This is a genomic window from Pseudomonas syringae KCTC 12500 (genome assembly GCF_000507185.2).
Lineage (GTDB): Bacteria > Pseudomonadota > Gammaproteobacteria > Pseudomonadales > Pseudomonadaceae > Aquipseudomonas > Aquipseudomonas syringae.
This window is the reverse complement of sequence record NZ_AYTM02000002.1, coordinates 2082968-2098980: the sequence shown is the minus strand read 5'-3', so window position 1 is coordinate 2098980 and position 16013 is coordinate 2082968. Positions and strand designations below refer to the sequence as shown.

Annotated in this window: 17 protein-coding genes; 2 read left to right on the top strand and 15 right to left on the bottom strand. The window is 59.8% G+C overall.

Features of this window, described 5'->3' with window-relative positions; genetic code table 11:
• Positions 1–11 precede the first annotated feature (11 nt).
• From V476_RS09695 to V476_RS09670, 6 genes are all read right to left on the bottom strand, one after another.
• Complete coding sequence (locus tag V476_RS09695; RefSeq protein WP_024960025.1) at positions 12–1184, bottom strand: SfnB family sulfur acquisition oxidoreductase; 1173 nt, start codon at positions 1182–1184, stop codon at positions 12–14.
• Between the two features lie 538 nt (positions 1185–1722).
• Positions 1723–2442 carry a hypothetical protein gene (locus V476_RS09690; protein WP_024960026.1) on the bottom strand — a complete coding sequence of 240 codons (720 nt, stop codon included), beginning with the start codon at positions 2440–2442 and terminating at the stop codon, positions 1723–1725.
• A 577-nt stretch (positions 2443–3019) separates the two neighbouring features.
• Positions 3020–3763 (bottom strand): L-cystine ABC transporter ATP-binding protein TcyN, encoded by a 744-nt coding sequence (gene tcyN, locus V476_RS09685; RefSeq protein ID WP_024661619.1) that lies wholly within the window; start codon positions 3761–3763, stop codon positions 3020–3022.
• A gap of 3 nt (positions 3764–3766) precedes the next feature.
• Positions 3767–4435, bottom strand: coding sequence for a cystine ABC transporter permease (gene tcyL, locus V476_RS09680; protein ID WP_003403129.1), 669 nt, complete (start codon positions 4433–4435; stop codon positions 3767–3769).
• Positions 4432–5229: a cystine ABC transporter substrate-binding protein gene (gene tcyJ / locus V476_RS09675; RefSeq protein WP_024960027.1), complete on the bottom strand. Its 798-nt coding sequence runs from the start codon at positions 5227–5229 to the stop codon at positions 4432–4434. The genes tcyL and tcyJ overlap by 4 nt, the downstream gene beginning before the upstream one ends.
• Before the next feature lie 220 nt (positions 5230–5449).
• Positions 5450–6448, bottom strand: a complete 999-nt coding sequence (locus tag V476_RS09670; protein ID WP_003317287.1) for a D-cysteine desulfhydrase — start codon at positions 6446–6448, stop codon at positions 5450–5452.
• Positions 6449–6645: 197 nt separating this feature from the next.
• Here V476_RS09670 and epsC point away from each other — a divergent pair, with 197 nt between their 5' ends.
• Complete coding sequence (gene epsC / locus V476_RS09665; RefSeq protein WP_003341466.1) at positions 6646–7599, top strand: serine O-acetyltransferase EpsC; 954 nt, start codon at positions 6646–6648, stop codon at positions 7597–7599.
• Between the two features lie 12 nt (positions 7600–7611).
• Here epsC and V476_RS09660 read toward each other — a convergent pair whose 3' ends face one another.
• The 6 genes from V476_RS09660 to hutC form a co-directional block, all read right to left on the bottom strand.
• Complete coding sequence (locus V476_RS09660; protein WP_003392419.1) at positions 7612–8319, bottom strand: anti-sigma factor; 708 nt, start codon at positions 8317–8319, stop codon at positions 7612–7614.
• Positions 8316–8882, bottom strand: a complete 567-nt coding sequence (locus tag V476_RS09655) for a sigma-70 family RNA polymerase sigma factor (RefSeq protein WP_024960028.1) — start codon at positions 8880–8882, stop codon at positions 8316–8318. Before V476_RS09655 ends, V476_RS09660 begins: the two co-directional genes overlap by 4 nt.
• 103 nt (positions 8883–8985) lie before the next feature.
• The gene (locus V476_RS09650) at positions 8986–9519 is read right to left on the bottom strand and encodes a DUF3455 domain-containing protein (protein ID WP_003365928.1); all 534 of its coding nucleotides are present in this window, start codon (positions 9517–9519) and stop codon (positions 8986–8988) included.
• A 105-nt stretch (positions 9520–9624) separates the two neighbouring features.
• Positions 9625–10800, bottom strand: coding sequence for a Na+/H+ antiporter NhaA (gene nhaA, locus V476_RS09645; RefSeq protein ID WP_004414562.1), 1176 nt, complete (start codon positions 10798–10800; stop codon positions 9625–9627).
• A 49-nt stretch (positions 10801–10849) separates the two neighbouring features.
• Positions 10850–11446, bottom strand: a complete 597-nt coding sequence (locus tag V476_RS09640) for a HutD/Ves family protein (protein WP_024960029.1) — start codon at positions 11444–11446, stop codon at positions 10850–10852.
• Positions 11443–12153, bottom strand: a complete 711-nt coding sequence (hutC, locus tag V476_RS09635) for a histidine utilization transcriptional repressor HutC (RefSeq protein ID WP_161420743.1) — start codon at positions 12151–12153, stop codon at positions 11443–11445. Before hutC ends, V476_RS09640 begins: the two co-directional genes overlap by 4 nt.
• A 204-nt stretch (positions 12154–12357) precedes the next feature.
• Here hutC and V476_RS09630 point away from each other — a divergent pair, with 204 nt between their 5' ends.
• Positions 12358–13722 carry a formimidoylglutamate deiminase gene (locus tag V476_RS09630; RefSeq protein ID WP_024960030.1) on the top strand — a complete coding sequence of 455 codons (1365 nt, stop codon included), beginning with the start codon at positions 12358–12360 and terminating at the stop codon, positions 13720–13722.
• Between the two features lie 180 nt (positions 13723–13902).
• Here the strand turns inward: V476_RS09630 and V476_RS09625 are convergent, their stop codons facing one another.
• The 3 genes from V476_RS09625 to V476_RS09615 form a co-directional block, all read right to left on the bottom strand.
• Positions 13903–14481, bottom strand: a complete 579-nt coding sequence (locus V476_RS09625) for a lipocalin family protein (RefSeq protein ID WP_003304589.1) — start codon at positions 14479–14481, stop codon at positions 13903–13905.
• A 3-nt stretch (positions 14482–14484) separates the two neighbouring features.
• Complete coding sequence (bamE, locus tag V476_RS09620) at positions 14485–14739, bottom strand: outer membrane protein assembly factor BamE domain-containing protein (RefSeq protein ID WP_003304592.1); 255 nt, start codon at positions 14737–14739, stop codon at positions 14485–14487.
• Between the two features lie 251 nt (positions 14740–14990).
• Positions 14991–16001, bottom strand: coding sequence for a class 1 fructose-bisphosphatase (locus V476_RS09615; protein ID WP_003341445.1), 1011 nt, complete (start codon positions 15999–16001; stop codon positions 14991–14993).
• Positions 16002–16013 lie beyond the last annotated feature (12 nt).

Below are 16013 nucleotides of genomic sequence, written 5' to 3'. Positions count from 1 at the left end.
AGTGGTCTGGTTCAGATCCAGGAATGGCGAGCAGGCAGGGTGCCGTTCAAATGCCAGGTGCCGACCGCGTGGTATTTCCAGCGCACCGGGTCATGCAGGGTGTGGACGCGTGCGTTGCGCCAGTGGCGATCAAGATTGAACTCGGCCAATGTCGCGCGGCTGCCTGCCAGTTCGAACAGCTTCTCGCTGGCCAGCAGCGAGATCTCGGTGGTCAGTACCTTGGCTCGCGCCACCGCGATGGAGGCGCGGGCTGCCGAGTGCTCATCGATAGACGCAGCGCTGATCTCGTCGAGCTCCTGGCCCGCCTTGCGCAGCAGGGCTTCTGCCGCGTGCAGTTCGAGTTTCAGCTTGCCGATGTCGGCGATCACGTAGAGGTCATCGCTGGCGCGCTCGACGTTGGCGTCGATCCATGGACGGGATTTCTCGCGTACAAAAGCAATCGCATCGTCGATGGCGCCGCGCGCGATACCCGCGTCGATCGCGGCCTGGATCAGTTGCGAAACCGCGCCCTGAATGTTCGGCGTCAGTGACAGGCGCCAGTTATCGACCACCAGCGCAGCGTCCACCGGCACGTTGTCGAGCAGTACCGTGCCGCTGGCGGTGGTGCGCTGGCCAAAGCCCGACCAGTCATCAACGATGCGCAGGCCCGGAGTGCCACGCTGGACGAAGGCCATTATCTGCCGCCCCTGGTCATCCAGCGCCTTGACCGCAACCCAATGTGCGAACAACGCACCCGTGGAGTAGAACTTCTGTCCGGTGATGCTCAGACGGTCACCGTTGGTGGTGATCCGTGCCTTGAGTTCCAGGGTATTTTTGGTGCCACGCTCGGGCCCTGCGTTGCCGATGCGCCAACCGTTCAGCACGCTCTGGAACAGCGTTTTCTTCTGCTGCTCGGTGGCGCTGCTCTGCAGCAAGTGCAGAATGCCGAACTGGTTTTGCGGAATCTGTCCCAGTGCCGGGTCGGCAGCAGAAATGATCCTGAAGACTTCGGCTACCGTGACGAACGACACTTGCGGGCCGCCGTACGCGCGCGGGATGGAAATACTGCCCAGTCCACTGCGGGTGAACTGTTCGATTTCAGCCCATGGCAAGGCGCGTTGTCTGTCGCGATTGGCGGCATTGATCTGCGCGGCCGCCGCCAGGTCGTGGGCTGCTGCAATGGCTTGCGCGTCGTTTTGCAACACGGTGGCCTTCAGCAGGCGGGGGGCAACGTCAGGTTCTTGTGGAGCCTCGACGCGGTGGGTCGCTACCGTTGCCGGATCAGACTCGCGTCGCTCACCGTCAATCGATACGACCCTGGGTTTATCCACAGGGGTAGTTGTGAAAGGGACCATCGGAACCTCGTAGCAGTAGGCCGCATCAGGTGCGGCTGGAAAACATCACGATGTCCGGTGGTCCGGTGCATATACCCTAAGCGTGTATAAAAGTTTTTAAAACGTGCTTTTTGGAATAAGCATAGATGGTTATTGTCAGTCGCCAATGCCTGTTTATGTACTCACCTTGCGTAACGCAACCTGTTAGACGCCTGCGCAGAAGCAAGTGTGGATGAAACATGGCGTATGCCGAAGCGACGTCGAACTTTCTTACCCGCGTGGCCAATGTTTAAGACACGTAATGAGCGTGAATAAATAACGCTGCGTTTTTAGAGTGTTCCGTGCGGTGCTGTCCATTGAACAGTATCGTGGAGTGACGCGGTTTATCCGACTGGCCATCGTCAGGTATTCAATGCCCCAACGGTTGGATCTTTATTATCCGGGGCGGTGCCCAAAGCGAGTTGTTGCCCACCCGGTCGATGACACAGTAACTCACTTCCAGCCGTTGCTCGTCTCCGCCTTCGTGTATCAACTCAGGCGGTACAACCAAATCGACCGGCTCACCGACATCGTCGGCGGTGAGCGGCGGCAGGTCCATACGCAGATCGCCCCAACGTATGGTGATCTCGTCGTGAACAGCCATGTTCAGATAAGGCTCGATGGTCATCGGCAAGCCGCCCTCCAGGTGTCTGCGCGAAAGGCCGTGGCGCATGACCGATGGCGCCACATAGAGTGGCGCCAGCCCCTGGTTTTCTTCCGTATTGGCGCTGACCAGCTGTCCTCCCGGTGCGTTGAGCTTGACCCATAGCTTGCGGCAGGGCGAGGTCACGGGTACTCCGCCTATCTTCATGACCCGGTAGTAGGTTCTCGCCTTGCCATTCTGCAGAAAGCTTTCCGGCACACGTAGGATGACCGGCTTGCCGACGTCGGATGCCTTCAAAATTGTTGACGCGACGTAACAACCGTCCCAAAACAGTTCGATCAGATCGCCTTCTTCCATGCTGCCGTAGGGATCAACATGAACAACGAGTTGAGAGGCGTTCCTCACGCCTATGCCATGCCGGCTCGCCAGCGGTACAGAAGGGATCGGCAAGCTCAGGGGGTGGGCGTTGCAAGTGCTTTGATTCATGTCGGGGTGCTCCTGATAATCAATAGTTCAAGTAAAGAATCGTCATAAGTTGTCATGTTCAAGTAATAAAGTGTGCGGTTCAGGCAGGGGGATAAGTACCTTAAATATCCAAGTTATGGCAAACATTACAAACGGTATGAATTGTGTACTTGAAACTTTGATGTCTCACTGGAATGAGTGAAGTAGGTGAGCTAATGGGCTTTGCGGGCACTTGTCAATGTGCGGAGTGCATTTAAGGCTTGTTTACTTGAAAACCGGATACTTCCTACGCTGTATGTTTGGAACCGTTGACTCCTCACTAAACAACTGTCCTACCACAAAGTATCAATGGCAACAGACTGTAACCGACGGGATTAAGGCTGTAAGGGAACGTCTGGCAAGACGGGCACGCAACGGCGCAGCCGGCTACGGATCAGGGCGCAGAACGGACGTACGCTAATTTTATTATTTCGATGATTTTTCGGAAAATTACGCGGGAATTCAGCAAGGATATTGAACGATCAATCCTCCCAGAAATGTAAGAAAAAAGCAGCGCGACTGAATACACGCTGCTTTTTGCGCAGGCTGATCTTCCTGATCAGGAGCGGGTACGCTCAAGAAACTGCCTTGTGCGTTCTTCTTTCGGGTTGGCAAACAGCGCTTTGGCTTCGCCTTGCTCCACGATCACTCCCTTGTCGATGAAGATCACCCGGTTGGCGACGTCCCGGGCAAAGCTCATCTCGTGAGTGACGATGACCATGGTGCGGTTCTCTTCAGCCAGAGCGCGAATGGTGGTCAGCACCTCGCCGACCAGTTCCGGGTCCAGGGCCGAGGTCGGCTCGTCGAACAGGATCACTTGCGGCTCCATCGCCAGCGCCCGTGCAATCGCCACGCGCTGTTGCTGCCCGCCGGAAAGGCGTCGCGGGTAAGCGTCTTCCTTGCCGCTCAGGCCTACCTTGGCGAGCAGCTTTCTGCCCAGCGCCTCGGCGGCTTCGCGGGCCACCTTCTTGACCACCACCGGGCCTTCGATGACATTTTCCAGTGCGGTGCGATGCGGAAACAGATTGAAGTTCTGAAACACGAACCCGACCTGCTGACGCAACTGGCGGATCAACCCCTGCTGCTGGTTCATGGAGCGAGTGCCATCAATCTCGATGTCACCGACCTTGATTCTGCCACTGTCAGGGGTTTCCAGCAGGTTCAGGCAGCGCAGCAGGGTGGTCTTGCCCGAGCCACTGGGCCCGATGATGGCCACCACTTCCCCGGCTTCGATACGCAGATCAATGCCCTTGAGCACCTGATTGCCTTTGAATGCCTTGGTGAGTTTTTCAACCACTATCATGTGTCAGGTCTCCAGATCGTGCCGGTTGACCCTGGCTTCCAGCTTGTTTTGCAGGTGCGAGAGCGCCGTTGCAAGGATCCAGTAGATCAGTGCAGCGGCCAGGTACATGGTGAATATTTCGAAGGTGCGTGCGGTGATCAACTGCGCCTGACGGAACAGCTCCGGGACCTGGATAGTGGCTGCCAGCGCCGTGTCCTTGACCAGCGAGATAAAGCTGTTGCCCAGTGGCGGCAATGCGGTACGTGCGGCCTGCGGGAGGATCGCCCGACGCATGGTCTGCCAGCGGGTCATGCCGATACTGGCCGCTGCCTCCCACTGGCCGCGCTCCACCGAACTGATGGCCGCGCGCAGGATTTCGCAGGCGTAGGCGGCCATGTTCAGGGAAAAACCGATCAGTGCGGCGCTCAGCGGTTCGAGCTGGATACCCAGCTCCGGCAGGCCGTAATAAATCACGAACAGCTGCACCAGCAAGGGCGTGCCACGAAAGAACGACACGTAGATGCGGGCTATCCAGTTCACCGGTTTGATGCGCGAAAGGCGCATCAATGCCAGGCCGAAGCCCAGCAGCAAACCGAAAAACATCCCGCCAAGACTGAGGAATACCGTGTAGTACGCGCCCTTGAGCAGGAAGGGCGCGGAGTCCAGCGCGAGCTGAAGGCTCTCTTCAATCATTGGGTGACATCAGCGTTGAAGTACTTTTCCGACAGCTTCTTCAGCGTGCCGTCGGCACGCAGTTTGTCGATGGCCTTGTCGATGGCCGCCAGCAATTCAGGCTCGCCTTTACGCAGGGCAATGCCCGACTCCTGGCGGGAGAATGCGTCGCCCGCCGGGACGAGTTTGTTTTTTGTCTTGGCAGCCATTTCCAGAGCGGCCAGACGGTCAACGAGGATCGCATCAATACGACCGACACTCAGGTCCTGGATCTTGCTCGGGTCATCGTCATAGGTTTTGACGATTGCGCCCGGAACGTTCGCCTTGAGCCATTCCTCGTAGTTGGTGCCCAGACCCACGCCCACCTTCTTGCCGCTCAGGTCTTTGGCAGACTTGATGGTGTCTGCGTTCTTCTTCAGAACCAGCGCCTGGATGCCGGAAATGGTGTAGGGCTCGGAGAAGTCGTACTTCTTCTTGCGCTCGTCGGAAATGGTCACCTGGTTGATCACCACGTCCAGACGCTTGGAATCCAGAGCGGCCAGGATGCCATCCCATTTCGAAGGCTGGATCTTGGCCTTCACACCCAGTTCCTTGGCCAGCGCTTCGGAAAACTCTACTTCGAAGCCGGTGAGCTTGCCGCTCTTATCCACAAAGCTGAACGGTGGGTAAGTGCCTTCCAGGCCGACATTGAGCGTACCGCTGTCCTTGATTTTCTGCAGTTGCTCGCCAGCCATGGCTTGCCCGGCGATACCGGCACTGAGCATCAAGCCCATTGCCGAGAAAAGAAACGTACGACGAATAGCGGAAATGTTCATGCGAGCCCCTTGTTGGTATGGAAGTGTCTGGCCATTTTCTGACCCGACTCGAGCAACTTCGTGCTGATTATTCAGCTTTTTTTCAGGCAGTTACGTCAGGTGTAAGGTTAAGCGTTGTGGTCTGTCGGGCGCGACTATATAGCCATCTGCTTATGAGGAAAAATAACAAAAAAAGTTATTTTCCCTCTGGAAAGGCATAAAAGCCGCGTGGGCTAGAACGTCACTGGTCGAACGCATCCGGATAGGCAAACAGCGCTGGCGCACCGCCGGTGTGCAGGAAGATCAGCGGGCCGTCGTTGAAGCGTTGACGGCCAATGCCATCGAGCAGCCCGGACATGGCCTTGCCGGTATAAACCGGGTCGAGCAACAGCCCTTCGTGGCTGGCCACCAGCTTGATGGCTGACAGCGTGCCGGCGTTCGGTTCGCCGTACCGTGGGGCGAAATACTCATCCCACAGTTCGACCTTGAAGTGCTCAGGCAGCGCAACGCCGAGCAACTCTGCGGTGCGCTCGGCCAGGCCCTGCACCTTGGGCAGCTGTGCTTCTTCACTGCGCGATACGGTCACGCCGATGACCGGCAATTGCGGCAGTTCGTGAGCCAGTGCCAACGCCAGACCACTGTGCGTGCCGGCACTGCCGGAGGCCAGAACGACAGCCGCAAAATCGATACCGGTCTGTTTGATCTGCTCGGCCAGTTCCAGCCCGGCGCGCACATAACCCAGCGCACCTACCGGGCTTGAGCCGCCGATGGGGACCAGATAAGGCTTTTTGCCGCTGGAACTCAGGCGCGCAGCCAGGGCCTGGAGTTGCTCGTCGGCGTTGTCGAGGTTTTCCACCAGCTCTACCTTGGCATCGAACAGCTCCAGTAGCAGGCGATTGCCATTTTTCAGGTAACTGGGGTCTTCGGTGCCGATAGGGTTTTCCAGCAGCGCCACACAGCCAAGGCCCAGGCGCGCGGCCAGTGCAGCGGTCTGGCGGACATGATTGGACTGGATGGCGCCGGCGGTGATCAGTGTGTCGGCACCTTGGGCCAGCGCATCGGCGGCCAGGTACTCGAGTTTGCGCACCTTGTTGCCGCCCAGGGCCAGCGTGGTGGTGTCATCTCGCTTGATGTAGATATCACGATCTGCCCAGACCGACAGGCGCTCGAGCTTTTCCAGAGCCGTTGGCGCGCTGATCAGGTCCAGGCGATTGAAGCGGGCAAGCTGATTTTTGATCATGGTCGTCGATAAGCCGTGTAAAGAGTCACCGGACTATAGGCAGACGTTTCTCACACGGCAACTTATCTGTGCGCACGGCGCTCTTCGCGTATTCCGACAGAAATTGTTGTTTTTTTCGTCTGAATGTTTGCCGTAGAGTGGTAACAGCAGCGGCCCTTACTGTCGGTCGCCACCCTTCACATCAAGGAGAGTCAAGCGTGAGCGATATTCCAGAAGCGTCCGCCGACGGCCGCTCCAGCCATTGGCAGTTGCAGCGCATCGTCAGCCAGTTGCGTGGCGCGCGTGAAGACTGGCGGGCTCGCAACAGGCGGGTGAGCGGTGAGCACGGTGGACGTGAGCTGCCTTCGCGTGCGGCCATGGGCGAGATTCTTGAGGCCTTGAGCGGTGCACTGTTCCCGATGCGCCTGGGCCCGGTGGACCTGCGTGAGGAAAGCGAGGACTTCTATGTCGGCCATACGCTCGATGTGGCGCTCAATGCGCTGCTGGCTCAGGCCCGGCTTGAATTGCGCTACGTGGCCCATCAGCAGGGTGGTGACCTGAACAGCATCGATGCGCGAGCGCTGGAGCTGATCCAGGGTTTCGCCATGGCCCTGCCCGGTATTCGTCTGTTGCTGGATACCGACGTGCTGGCCGCCTATCACGGCGACCCTGCGGCGCGCAGTGTCGATGAAGTGCTGCTGTGCTATCCCGGCATTCTGGCGGTGATCCACCATCGGCTGGCGCATTATCTGTATCGCGCCGGTTTGCCGTTGCTGGCGCGTATCAGCTCGGAAATCGCTCATTCAGCGACCGGTATCGATATTCATCCGGGTGCGCAGATCGGCCCGAGCTTTTTCATCGATCACGGAACAGGCGTGGTCATTGGCGAAACCGCGATCATCGGCGAGCGGGTGCGGATTTATCAGGCCGTAACCCTGGGCGCCAAGCGCTTCCCGTCGGACGAGGACGGCCAGTTGCAGAAAGGTCATGCACGGCATCCGATCGTTGAAGACGACGTGGTGATCTACGCTGGCGCGACGATTCTGGGGCGTATCACCATCGGCAAAGGTTCTACAATCGGCGGCAATGTCTGGCTGACGCGCAGCGTACCGGCAGACTGCAACCTGACCCAGGCCAACCTGCTGCAACAGGACGACTGCAGCCGCAAGTAGTCTGCCTTTGCGTCAGATCACCTTCACCGCCCGGCCGATGAACTGAATCGGCCCGGTGGGTTTGCCGATTGGCGAGCCAGTGGATTTCTCCAGTGTCAGCTCGAACAACTGATTGGGTTGCAGCGGCGGCAGTTTATCCAGCGGCACATGCAGGCTCTCTCCCGGCTTGACCAGGCCAAGCGAAACCGGGCCTTGCCAGTCGTCACCCTTGGTCCAGAACTCCAGCGCCCTGTCGGCCGGAACCTCGAACACCCCCAGCGGGATAAGCTGTATTTCCTGCGAGTTACTGGCCTGCACGACCCAGCCGGGAGCCTTGTCCTGCGGTCCTACGAGGACCACCAGATAAGACGGTTGCGCCGGTGCGCGGGTCAGCAGCGTCATGCCCAGTACCAGCGAAGCAGCCAGGCCTGCTCCGGCGAGGCCGCGCCAGATCGACAGGTTGTCCCACCAGCGAACGCGAGGTTTTTGCGGCGTGCTGGCAGGCGTGGTCATGTCCAGCAGGTTACGTTCGATGCGATCCCACAGGCCAGGCGAGGGCGTCACCGGTTCGGCCAGCTCGGTCAGGGGCAGCAGACGCTGCTCCCAGGCATTGACGGCAGCCTGCAGGTCGGGCTCGCGCGACAGGCGACGCTGCACGTCGAGCCGCTTCTGCGCCGAGAGCGTGCCGAGTACATACTCGCCAGCCAACTCATGAATGTTGTCGTCTAAAGGCCGGGTCATCCCATGCACTCCCGCAAAGCCGTCAGGCTGCGCTTGATCCAGGCTTTGACCGTACCCAATGGCGCGCCAATTTTCTGCGCGATTTCCTGATGCGAATAACCGTCTACGTAAGCGTGAAAAATACAGTTTCGTCTTACTGGTTCCAGTTGCTCCATGCATGAAGTAATCCGTCCTGGATTGACCCGCCAATCGAAGGCATCGCCGATTTCCTGCCAGCCTTCCAGTGTCGCCTGTTCCTGATGATCTTCACTGCCGTCGTCTTCGACACGCACCTCGCGAGCCGTGTTGCGCAACGTGTTGAGCGCCAGGTGGCGGGTCACGCTGAAGATCCAGCCACGTGCCGAACCACGCGAGGCATCGAAGCTAGCCGCGTGGGACCAGACTTTCAGGAACGCGTCATGCACGATGTCTTCGGCCAGCGCGCGGTCACGCACCAAGCGCTGAGCGACGCCGAGCAACCGGGCGCTTTCCTGTTGATAGAGACGCTGCAAGGCCTGCTTTTCACCGCGAGCGCAGGCCTGCAACGTGGCTTCGTAATCAAAGAGAGATTCGTGCGAAGACAAGATGATCCGCCATCAATGGAAGACTACTGCCTCGTTGATATCACGAGGCTCCCGCCCAGCAGCATAGCTTAATGCTGAGCGGTCACCCGGTTAGTGATGGCTATCAGCTTGCGGTCCAGAACAGGTAGTCGGCCTGATACTTGACCACTTCCTTCGCGCCCTTGTTGCTCTCTGCGCAGGCTTTGGCCGGGGCGACGCCGCCTTTCAGGGCCACACGCTGAATGTACGTCACGCCGGTCATTGCGCCCTTGCCTTCGGCCGGGTTGGCCTTGACCAGCTGGTACGGCAGGTTGCCAGCGCTCGAAGGGGCCACGGCGACTTGAGTGCCGGTTATTTTGGAACCGTCTTTGGCTTCCCAGGTAGCAGGCGGGCCGTAGTAGGTGCCGACCTGTTTGCCGCTCTTGTCGTTGAGCACCGCTTTAGGGCCGACGAACGCCCACTCCATTTCGTTGGGCATGTTGGCCTTGGCGCGGCACTCGTAGGTGATCTCGCCCACCCCGGTGGTTTGCATGCCGACCTTGTTGCCAGCCGGCACACGGACGCTTTCGGGGAGGTCGGTCTGAGCCATGGCAACAGATGACAGGCAAGTGAAGGCCAGAGTGGTACCAGCAAGGCAGAGCAAGCGTTTTGCGTTCATGCAGAAATCTCCAGAAGGTTTGACCGCGCTCAGCAACTCGAAGTGGCTGCTGAATGTACTACCCGCGAGAAACCCATCTGGATGCAGTGATTTGAAAATATTTTTTCAGGCCCGACTGAAACGGCTGCGCAGCAACACAATTCCGGCAATCGCGGCCAACCCCGAGCCGATCAGTACGCCGACCTTCACCTCGTCGATCAGGTGTTGCGAGCCGGGGAACGCCAGGTTGCCGATGAACAGGCTCATGGTGAAACCGATGCCGCACAGAATCGCCACGCCGTACAGTTGCACCCAGTTGCTGCCCTCCGGCAATACTGCCAGCCCGGCGCGGATGGCCAACACGGCGGCGAGAAACACGCCGATCTGCTTGCCCACGAACAGTCCCAGCGCAACGCCCAGTGGCACAGGATCGATCAGGTTGCCCAAGGTGATGCCGGCCAGCGACACGCCAGCGTTGGCAAAACCAAAGATCGGCACCACGGCGAAGGCCACCCAGTAGTGCATCTTTTCTTCGAGGAACAGCAGGGGCGAGCGGGCTTCTTCCTCGGGCTTGCCCATCGGGATGCACAGCGCCAGGGCGACACCGGCCAGCGTGGCATGCACACCCGATTGCAGGACGAAGAACCACAGCAGCGCGCCGAGCAGCAGATAAGGCAGCAGACGGCGCACGTTCAAACGATTCATGACGATCAGCACCGCCAGCGTCACGAAGGCGGCGGCCAGCATCGGCAGGTTCAGACCGGAGCTGTAGAAGAAGGCGATGATCGTCACGGCGCCCAGATCGTCGAGGATCGCCAGCGCGGCCAGAAACACCTTCAGCGAGGTCGGCACCCGATTGCCCAGCAGCGACAGCACGCCGAGGGCAAAGGCGATGTCGGTAGCTGCCGGGATCGCCCAGCCGCTCAGGGTCTGCGGATTGCCCCAATTGATCGCGATGTAGATCAGCGCAGGCACCAGCATCCCGCCTGCGGCTGCAAAGCCGGGCAGGGCGCGTTGCCCCCAAGTCGCCAGACCACCGGCGAGGACTTCACGTTTGATTTCCAGGCCGACCATCAGGAAGAAGATCGCCATCAGCCCGTCGTTGATCCACAGCTCGACTGAGAGGCCCAGCCAGACGCTGTGCAGGATCGAGAAATAGCCGGCAGACAGAGGCGAGTTGGCAACGATCAATGCCGCCAGCGCAGCGGCCATCAACACGATGCCGCCGGCTGATTCGGAGGCGAGGAAGCCGGCGAGGATGGCAATGCCTCTGGGCGTTTCCCGGTTCGGAACTTGAGTCATGGTCGTCCTTGAACGAAAAGCTGTTTTTATCAGATGTGCAGATAAGCGCTTACTGGCCTGTGGCGGTGAGCTCGATCAGGCAGCAACGGCTGGCGCGAGGTGATTGCAGTTCGACTTCAAGCAAACCGCCAGCGTTGTCCACCTGAGCGCAATCGTGTTTGCCGAGGACTTCCCACGGCTGACTGTCGACGCTGATCGCCACTTGCTCGGCCATGCTGAACAGCACCAAGGTGCTGGCTGAACTGAACAGGCGTTGCGGGTGACGCACGTCTATCCAGTGCAGGCGTGCAGTGTAGCGGTGTGGGGCATAAATCAGGTTGAAATCGCGAATCGGCCCGTCCAGCATGGTGCAATTGACCTGGCTGTCACCGCTGAATGCAAACGGGTCCGATGGCAGCAGCGGACGACTGCTCAGCCCATCCACGTCCAGCGTCATGCCCGCGCCCTGAAGGACCGTGATGATGCGCTGATAACCGGCAAACACCGAAAAACCGCCCGAGGTCTCAATGTCGGCAATCGACAGCCGCCATCCGAAGCCGTCCAGGTCCTGGCCTGCGTCGCGAGCGATTTCTTCCGTGCTGCCTCCGCCGTTCTTCCACGGCATGCGCGGGTAGTCGACGGCGCGCAAAATGCGGGTCTGGCTCATTTGGTAAAGCGTCCTTCCAGGCGGTGGCGGGAGCCGGGGTGGATCAGGCGCGCGGCGGTGACAGGCTGACGGCCTGACCAGGTACGGCGGCGAATCAGCAGGCAGGGTTCTCCCGCCTCTATCTGCAACAGCCTGCATTCATCGGCTTCGGCGAGAATCGCCTCGACCACATGCTCGCCTTCGGTGAGCGGCGCAACCTGCGAGAGGTAGGCGTAAGGCGTCTGCAGGGTAAAGTCCTGCCGGAGGTAGTCCGGAGCGACCTGGGCGTTCACGAAGCGGTCCTCGATCTGCACCGGGATGTCGTTCTCGTAATGCACGATCAACGAGTGGAAGACCCGCTGGCCTTCACGCATGTCCAGCGCCAGGGCGCGCTCGGAGCCAGCGGCTTCCTCCTTGAGGACCATAACCTTGCAGGTATGGCGATGGCCACGCGCGGCGATCTCGTCGGCAATGTTGTGCACTTCGAACAGCGCCGACTGGCTCTTGGGTTCGGCGACAAAGGTGCCGACGCCCTGCATGCGTACCAGCAGGCCCTCGGCGGTCAGCTCGCGCAGTGCCCGGTTTATGGTCATGCGGCTGAAGCCCAGTTGCGTCACCAGTTCGCTTTCCGACGGCACACGGTGGTGCGGCGGCCAGGTGCCGTTCTGGATTTGCAAGGCGATCATCTGTTTCACGCGGGCGTACAAGGGTGCAGGACTTTCGCCCATCTGGGCTGCCAGGGAAGAAGCGGCGGGCGGAGTCGACACGTGGGAGTCCTTGTTGTTCGAGACGGTGTTTTCGAGAGCATTCAGACGCTGCAAAGCGTCCACGCTAACCATTAACCAGCTGCTCGGCAAGCATGCAGACGGTTTACCGGTCACTCAAACGTCTGTATATGTATATACAAATTACAGTGATGAGGTGTGAAGTCAATGTCAGCCTTCTTTGCCGAGCGCGCGTTACTCTCCGACGGCTGGGCCAGCAACGTTCGCCTGGAGGTCGGTCAGGACGGTATTTTGACCCGCGTCGAGGCCAATGCCGAGCAGCAGGGCGCCGAGAAGGTTCACGGGCCTTTACTGCCTGGCATGCCGAACCTGCACTCCCACGCGTTCCAGCGCGCAATGGCCGGGCTGGCGGAAGTGGCGGGTAACCCTAACGACAGTTTCTGGACCTGGCGCGACCTGATGTATCGCCTGGTGGGGCGCATCAGCCCGCAGCAACTGGGCGTTATCGCTCGCCAGCTGTACATCGAGATGCTCAAGGGCGGCTACACCTCGGTTGCCGAATTTCATTACGTGCATCAGGACAGCGATGGCAAACCCTATGCCGACCCTGCCGAGCTCGCGCTGCAGATCAGCCAGGCAGCCGGTTCGGTCGGTATCGGCCTGACCTTGCTGCCGGTGCTGTACAGCCATTCCGGTTTTGGCGGGCAGGCGCCCAACGAGGGCCAGCGGCGTTTTATCCACAGCACCGACAACTATCTGGATCTGCAGGCTCGTTTGCGTCCGGTTCTGGCGGCTCAGTCTGCGCAGCAGCTGGGGCTGTGCTTCCACTCGCTGCGCGCGGTGACGCCGCAGCAGATCAGTGAGGTGCTGGCGGCCAGTGACCGGCAGTGTCCGGTGCATATTCATATCGCGGAGCAGCAGAAGGAAGTCGATGACTGCCTGAGCTGGAGTGGTCGACGCCCGCTGCAATTGCTGTATGAAAACGCGCCAGTGGATAACCGTTGGTGCCTGGTCCATGCGACCCATGCCGAGGCGGATGAAGTGGCCCTGATGGCGCAAAGCGGCGCGGTGGCAGGGTTATGCCTGACCACTGAAGCCAACCTCGGCGACGGGATCTTTCCGGCGGTGGACTACATTGCTCAGGGCGGTCGCTGGGGGATCGGTTCGGACAGTCACGTCTCGCTCAGCGTGGTCGAAGAATTGCGCTGGCTGGAATACGGCCAGCGTCTGCGCGATCAGCGCCGTAACCGGCTATATCGGAGCGATCAGCCCATGGTTGGTCGCACGCTATACGACGCTGCACTCGCCGGTGGCGCGCAGGCATTGGGGCAGCAGATGGGGACGCTGCAAGAGGGGCAGCGCGCGGACTGGCTGGTGCTGGATGGCAACGACCCGTACATCGCCACGGCTTCGGACGACGCCATCCTCAACCGCTGGCTGTTCGCCGGCAGCGATCGGCAGATCCGCGACGTGGCGGTCAACGGGCGGTGGGTCATACGCGAAGGACGACACGCCGCAGAAGAACAAAGCAAGCGCGAGTTCGCGCAGGTTTTGAGGGAGTTGCTGGGCTGATGCAAGGGAGGACGCAGAGCACTCGGCGTTATCCACGAGTCCGCTTCTGCTTCTGGCCAAAGGCCGTGGGAGCGAACTTGTTCGCGAAGGGGCCGGAAAGCGTTCTGAAGTTTATCGTTCGAACGACCGTCTTCGCGAACAAGTTCGCTCCTACCGGGCTTAGCCAGAATCCCAATTCGGTTACTTCTCGCCTTTGCCGATCTTCGAGTCATCCTCACGCCAGATCAGGCGTGAGGTGTCGTAGCCTTGCTGGCGGGCCTTGCTGAGCATGTCTTCTCTGACCGAGGCAGACACGGTCGGTGTACGCGACAACAGCCACAGGTACTTGCGATCCGGGTTGCCGACCACGGCGGTCCGGTAGCCTTCGCTGACGTCCAGAATCCAGTAATCACCCTTGGCAACGCTCGGCAGCAGGCGCGAGAACCAGTTGTCGAACACAACCCACAGCTTGTCGGTCTTGCCTGGAACCTGCGGTGAGGCGGTCCCGGTTGCTTCTTCCCACTTGCCTTCAATCGTGCGGCAGCGGTTGGTCACCGCGATATTGCCGTCATCCTTGAGCGTGTAACGGGCCTCGGACTGAGCGCACTTGCGCTGGAAGAACATCGGCAGGCGGGCGATCTCGTACCAGGTGCCCTGATACTGCTTGAGGTCGACGCTGTCGACAGTCTTGGGCTCGAGATTGTCAGCCGAGTGGGCAAAACCGATGGCCAAAAAGCTGGCCATGACACAAATTCCAAAACGTACCAGTACCTTGATCATGTGTTATTTCAGACCCTGGCCCGAGAACAGCACAACCTTGTCCGCTGCGTACTGCACGCTGATAAAGGTGTTCTGGTCGCCCCAGGTGCAGCTCGACATGCCCAGCGCACCGGAACATTCCGTCGGGCTGCCGAGCAAGGACTCGACTTGAGCCTTAGGCATGCCAGCGGACAGTTTGGAGTAGTTTTCCTGAGTGATCTTGCTGCAGGCAGCCAGCAGGACGCAGAACGAGATTAACGCGACAGAACGCAAGGACATGGATGTAGCTCCTGAACGGAAGGGGGTCGCGTCGCAGTGCAAGCCGGTGCAGTCTGGCGCTGGCGCAATACCGCAAGCTTAGAAGAGAAAAAGGGAATCTGGTTCCCGGACGGCGCAAGGATTTATGCCGTGGATCAGACAGTTGGCCCGCAGACGGGGCTGGCAGAAGGGCGGACTGCTGGTTTTTTCAAGTATCTGTTCACTCGGTAGTGATCGAGCATGGCCCGATCACTACTGGTGCAGACGACGTCTTATGCCTTGTGATACGCGGTGGCGCGCTCGACTTCTTCCTTGGAACCCAGGTACACCGCAACGCGCTGGTGCAGGCCTTCAGGCTGAATGTCGAGAATGCGCTGATGGCCGTCAGTGGACGCACCGCCAGCCTGTTCGACCAGGAAGGACATCGGGTTGGCTTCGTACATCAGGCGCAGCTTGCCCGGCTTGGAAGGCTCGCGGCTGTCGCGCGGGTACATGAACAGGCCGCCACGGGTCAGGATACGGTGCACGTCGGCCACCATCGCCGCGACCCAGCGCATGTTGTAGTTCTTTTTCAGCGGACCGTCTTCACCGGCCAGCAGCTCGCTCACATAGCGCTGTACCGGGGCTTCCCAATGGCGCTGGTTGGACATGTTGACCGCGAACTCCTGAGTGGACTCCGGGATGGTGATGTCTTCGTGGGTCAGCACGAAGCTGCCCATCTCGCGGTCCAGGGTGAAGCCTTTCACGCCATCGCCCAAGGTCAGGACCAGCATGGTTTGCGGGCCATAGATGGCGTAACCGGCGGCGACCTGTTCGGTGCCTGGCTGCAGGAAGGCCTTTTCATTCAGCGCTTCGTTCTGGCTCAGGTATTCGTTCGGGCAGCGCAGTACCGAGAAGATAGTGCCGACCGGTGCGTTGATGTCGATGTTCGACGAGCCGTCCAGCGGGTCGAAAACCAGCAGGTAGGCACCCTTCGGGTATTTGCCCGGGATCTGGTAGGCGTTGTCCATTTCTTCGGACGCCATACCGGCCAGGTGACCGCCCCACTCGTTGGCTTCGAGCAGAATCTCGTTGGAGATTACATCGAGTTTTTTCTGCACTTCGCCCTGAACGTTTTCGGTGCCCATGCTGCCCAGTACGCCGCCCAGCGCGCCTTTGGAGACGGCGTGACTGATTTCCTTACATGCGCGCGCCACAACTTCGATCAGGAAGCGCAGATCGGCAGGGGTGTTGTTGCTGCGAGTCTGCTCAATCAAGTAACGACTTAGTGTGACGCGGGACATGGATAGCTCCGA

Bases quoted from the DNA above. Each gene is read 5' to 3' on its own strand.
- V476_RS09630 (WP_024960030.1), top strand. From the start codon at position 12,358: ATGTCAGCCTTCTTTGCCGAGCGCGCGTTACTCTCCGACGGCTGGGCC.
- V476_RS09670 (WP_003317287.1), bottom strand. From the start codon at position 6,448: ATGATCAAAAATCAGCTTGCCCGCTTCAATCGCCTGGACCTGATCAGC.
- V476_RS09690 (WP_024960026.1), bottom strand. From the start codon at position 2,442: ATGAATCAAAGCACTTGCAACGCCCACCCCCTGAGCTTGCCGATCCCT.
- tcyJ (WP_024960027.1), bottom strand. From the start codon at position 5,229: ATGAACATTTCCGCTATTCGTCGTACGTTTCTTTTCTCGGCAATGGGC.
- tcyL (WP_003403129.1), bottom strand. From the start codon at position 4,435: ATGATTGAAGAGAGCCTTCAGCTCGCGCTGGACTCCGCGCCCTTCCTG.
- hutC (WP_161420743.1), bottom strand. From the start codon at position 12,153: ATGGGCGAAAGTCCTGCACCCTTGTACGCCCGCGTGAAACAGATGATC.
- bamE (WP_003304592.1), bottom strand. From the start codon at position 14,739: ATGTCCTTGCGTTCTGTCGCGTTAATCTCGTTCTGCGTCCTGCTGGCT.
- V476_RS09625 (WP_003304589.1), bottom strand. From the start codon at position 14,481: ATGATCAAGGTACTGGTACGTTTTGGAATTTGTGTCATGGCCAGCTTT.
- nhaA (WP_004414562.1), bottom strand. From the start codon at position 10,800: ATGACTCAAGTTCCGAACCGGGAAACGCCCAGAGGCATTGCCATCCTC.
- V476_RS09615 (WP_003341445.1), bottom strand. From the start codon at position 16,001: ATGTCCCGCGTCACACTAAGTCGTTACTTGATTGAGCAGACTCGCAGC.
- V476_RS09650 (WP_003365928.1), bottom strand. From the start codon at position 9,519: ATGAACGCAAAACGCTTGCTCTGCCTTGCTGGTACCACTCTGGCCTTC.
- V476_RS09660 (WP_003392419.1), bottom strand. From the start codon at position 8,319: ATGACCCGGCCTTTAGACGACAACATTCATGAGTTGGCTGGCGAGTAT.
- V476_RS09640 (WP_024960029.1), bottom strand. From the start codon at position 11,446: ATGAGCCAGACCCGCATTTTGCGCGCCGTCGACTACCCGCGCATGCCG.
- tcyN (WP_024661619.1), bottom strand. From the start codon at position 3,763: ATGATAGTGGTTGAAAAACTCACCAAGGCATTCAAAGGCAATCAGGTG.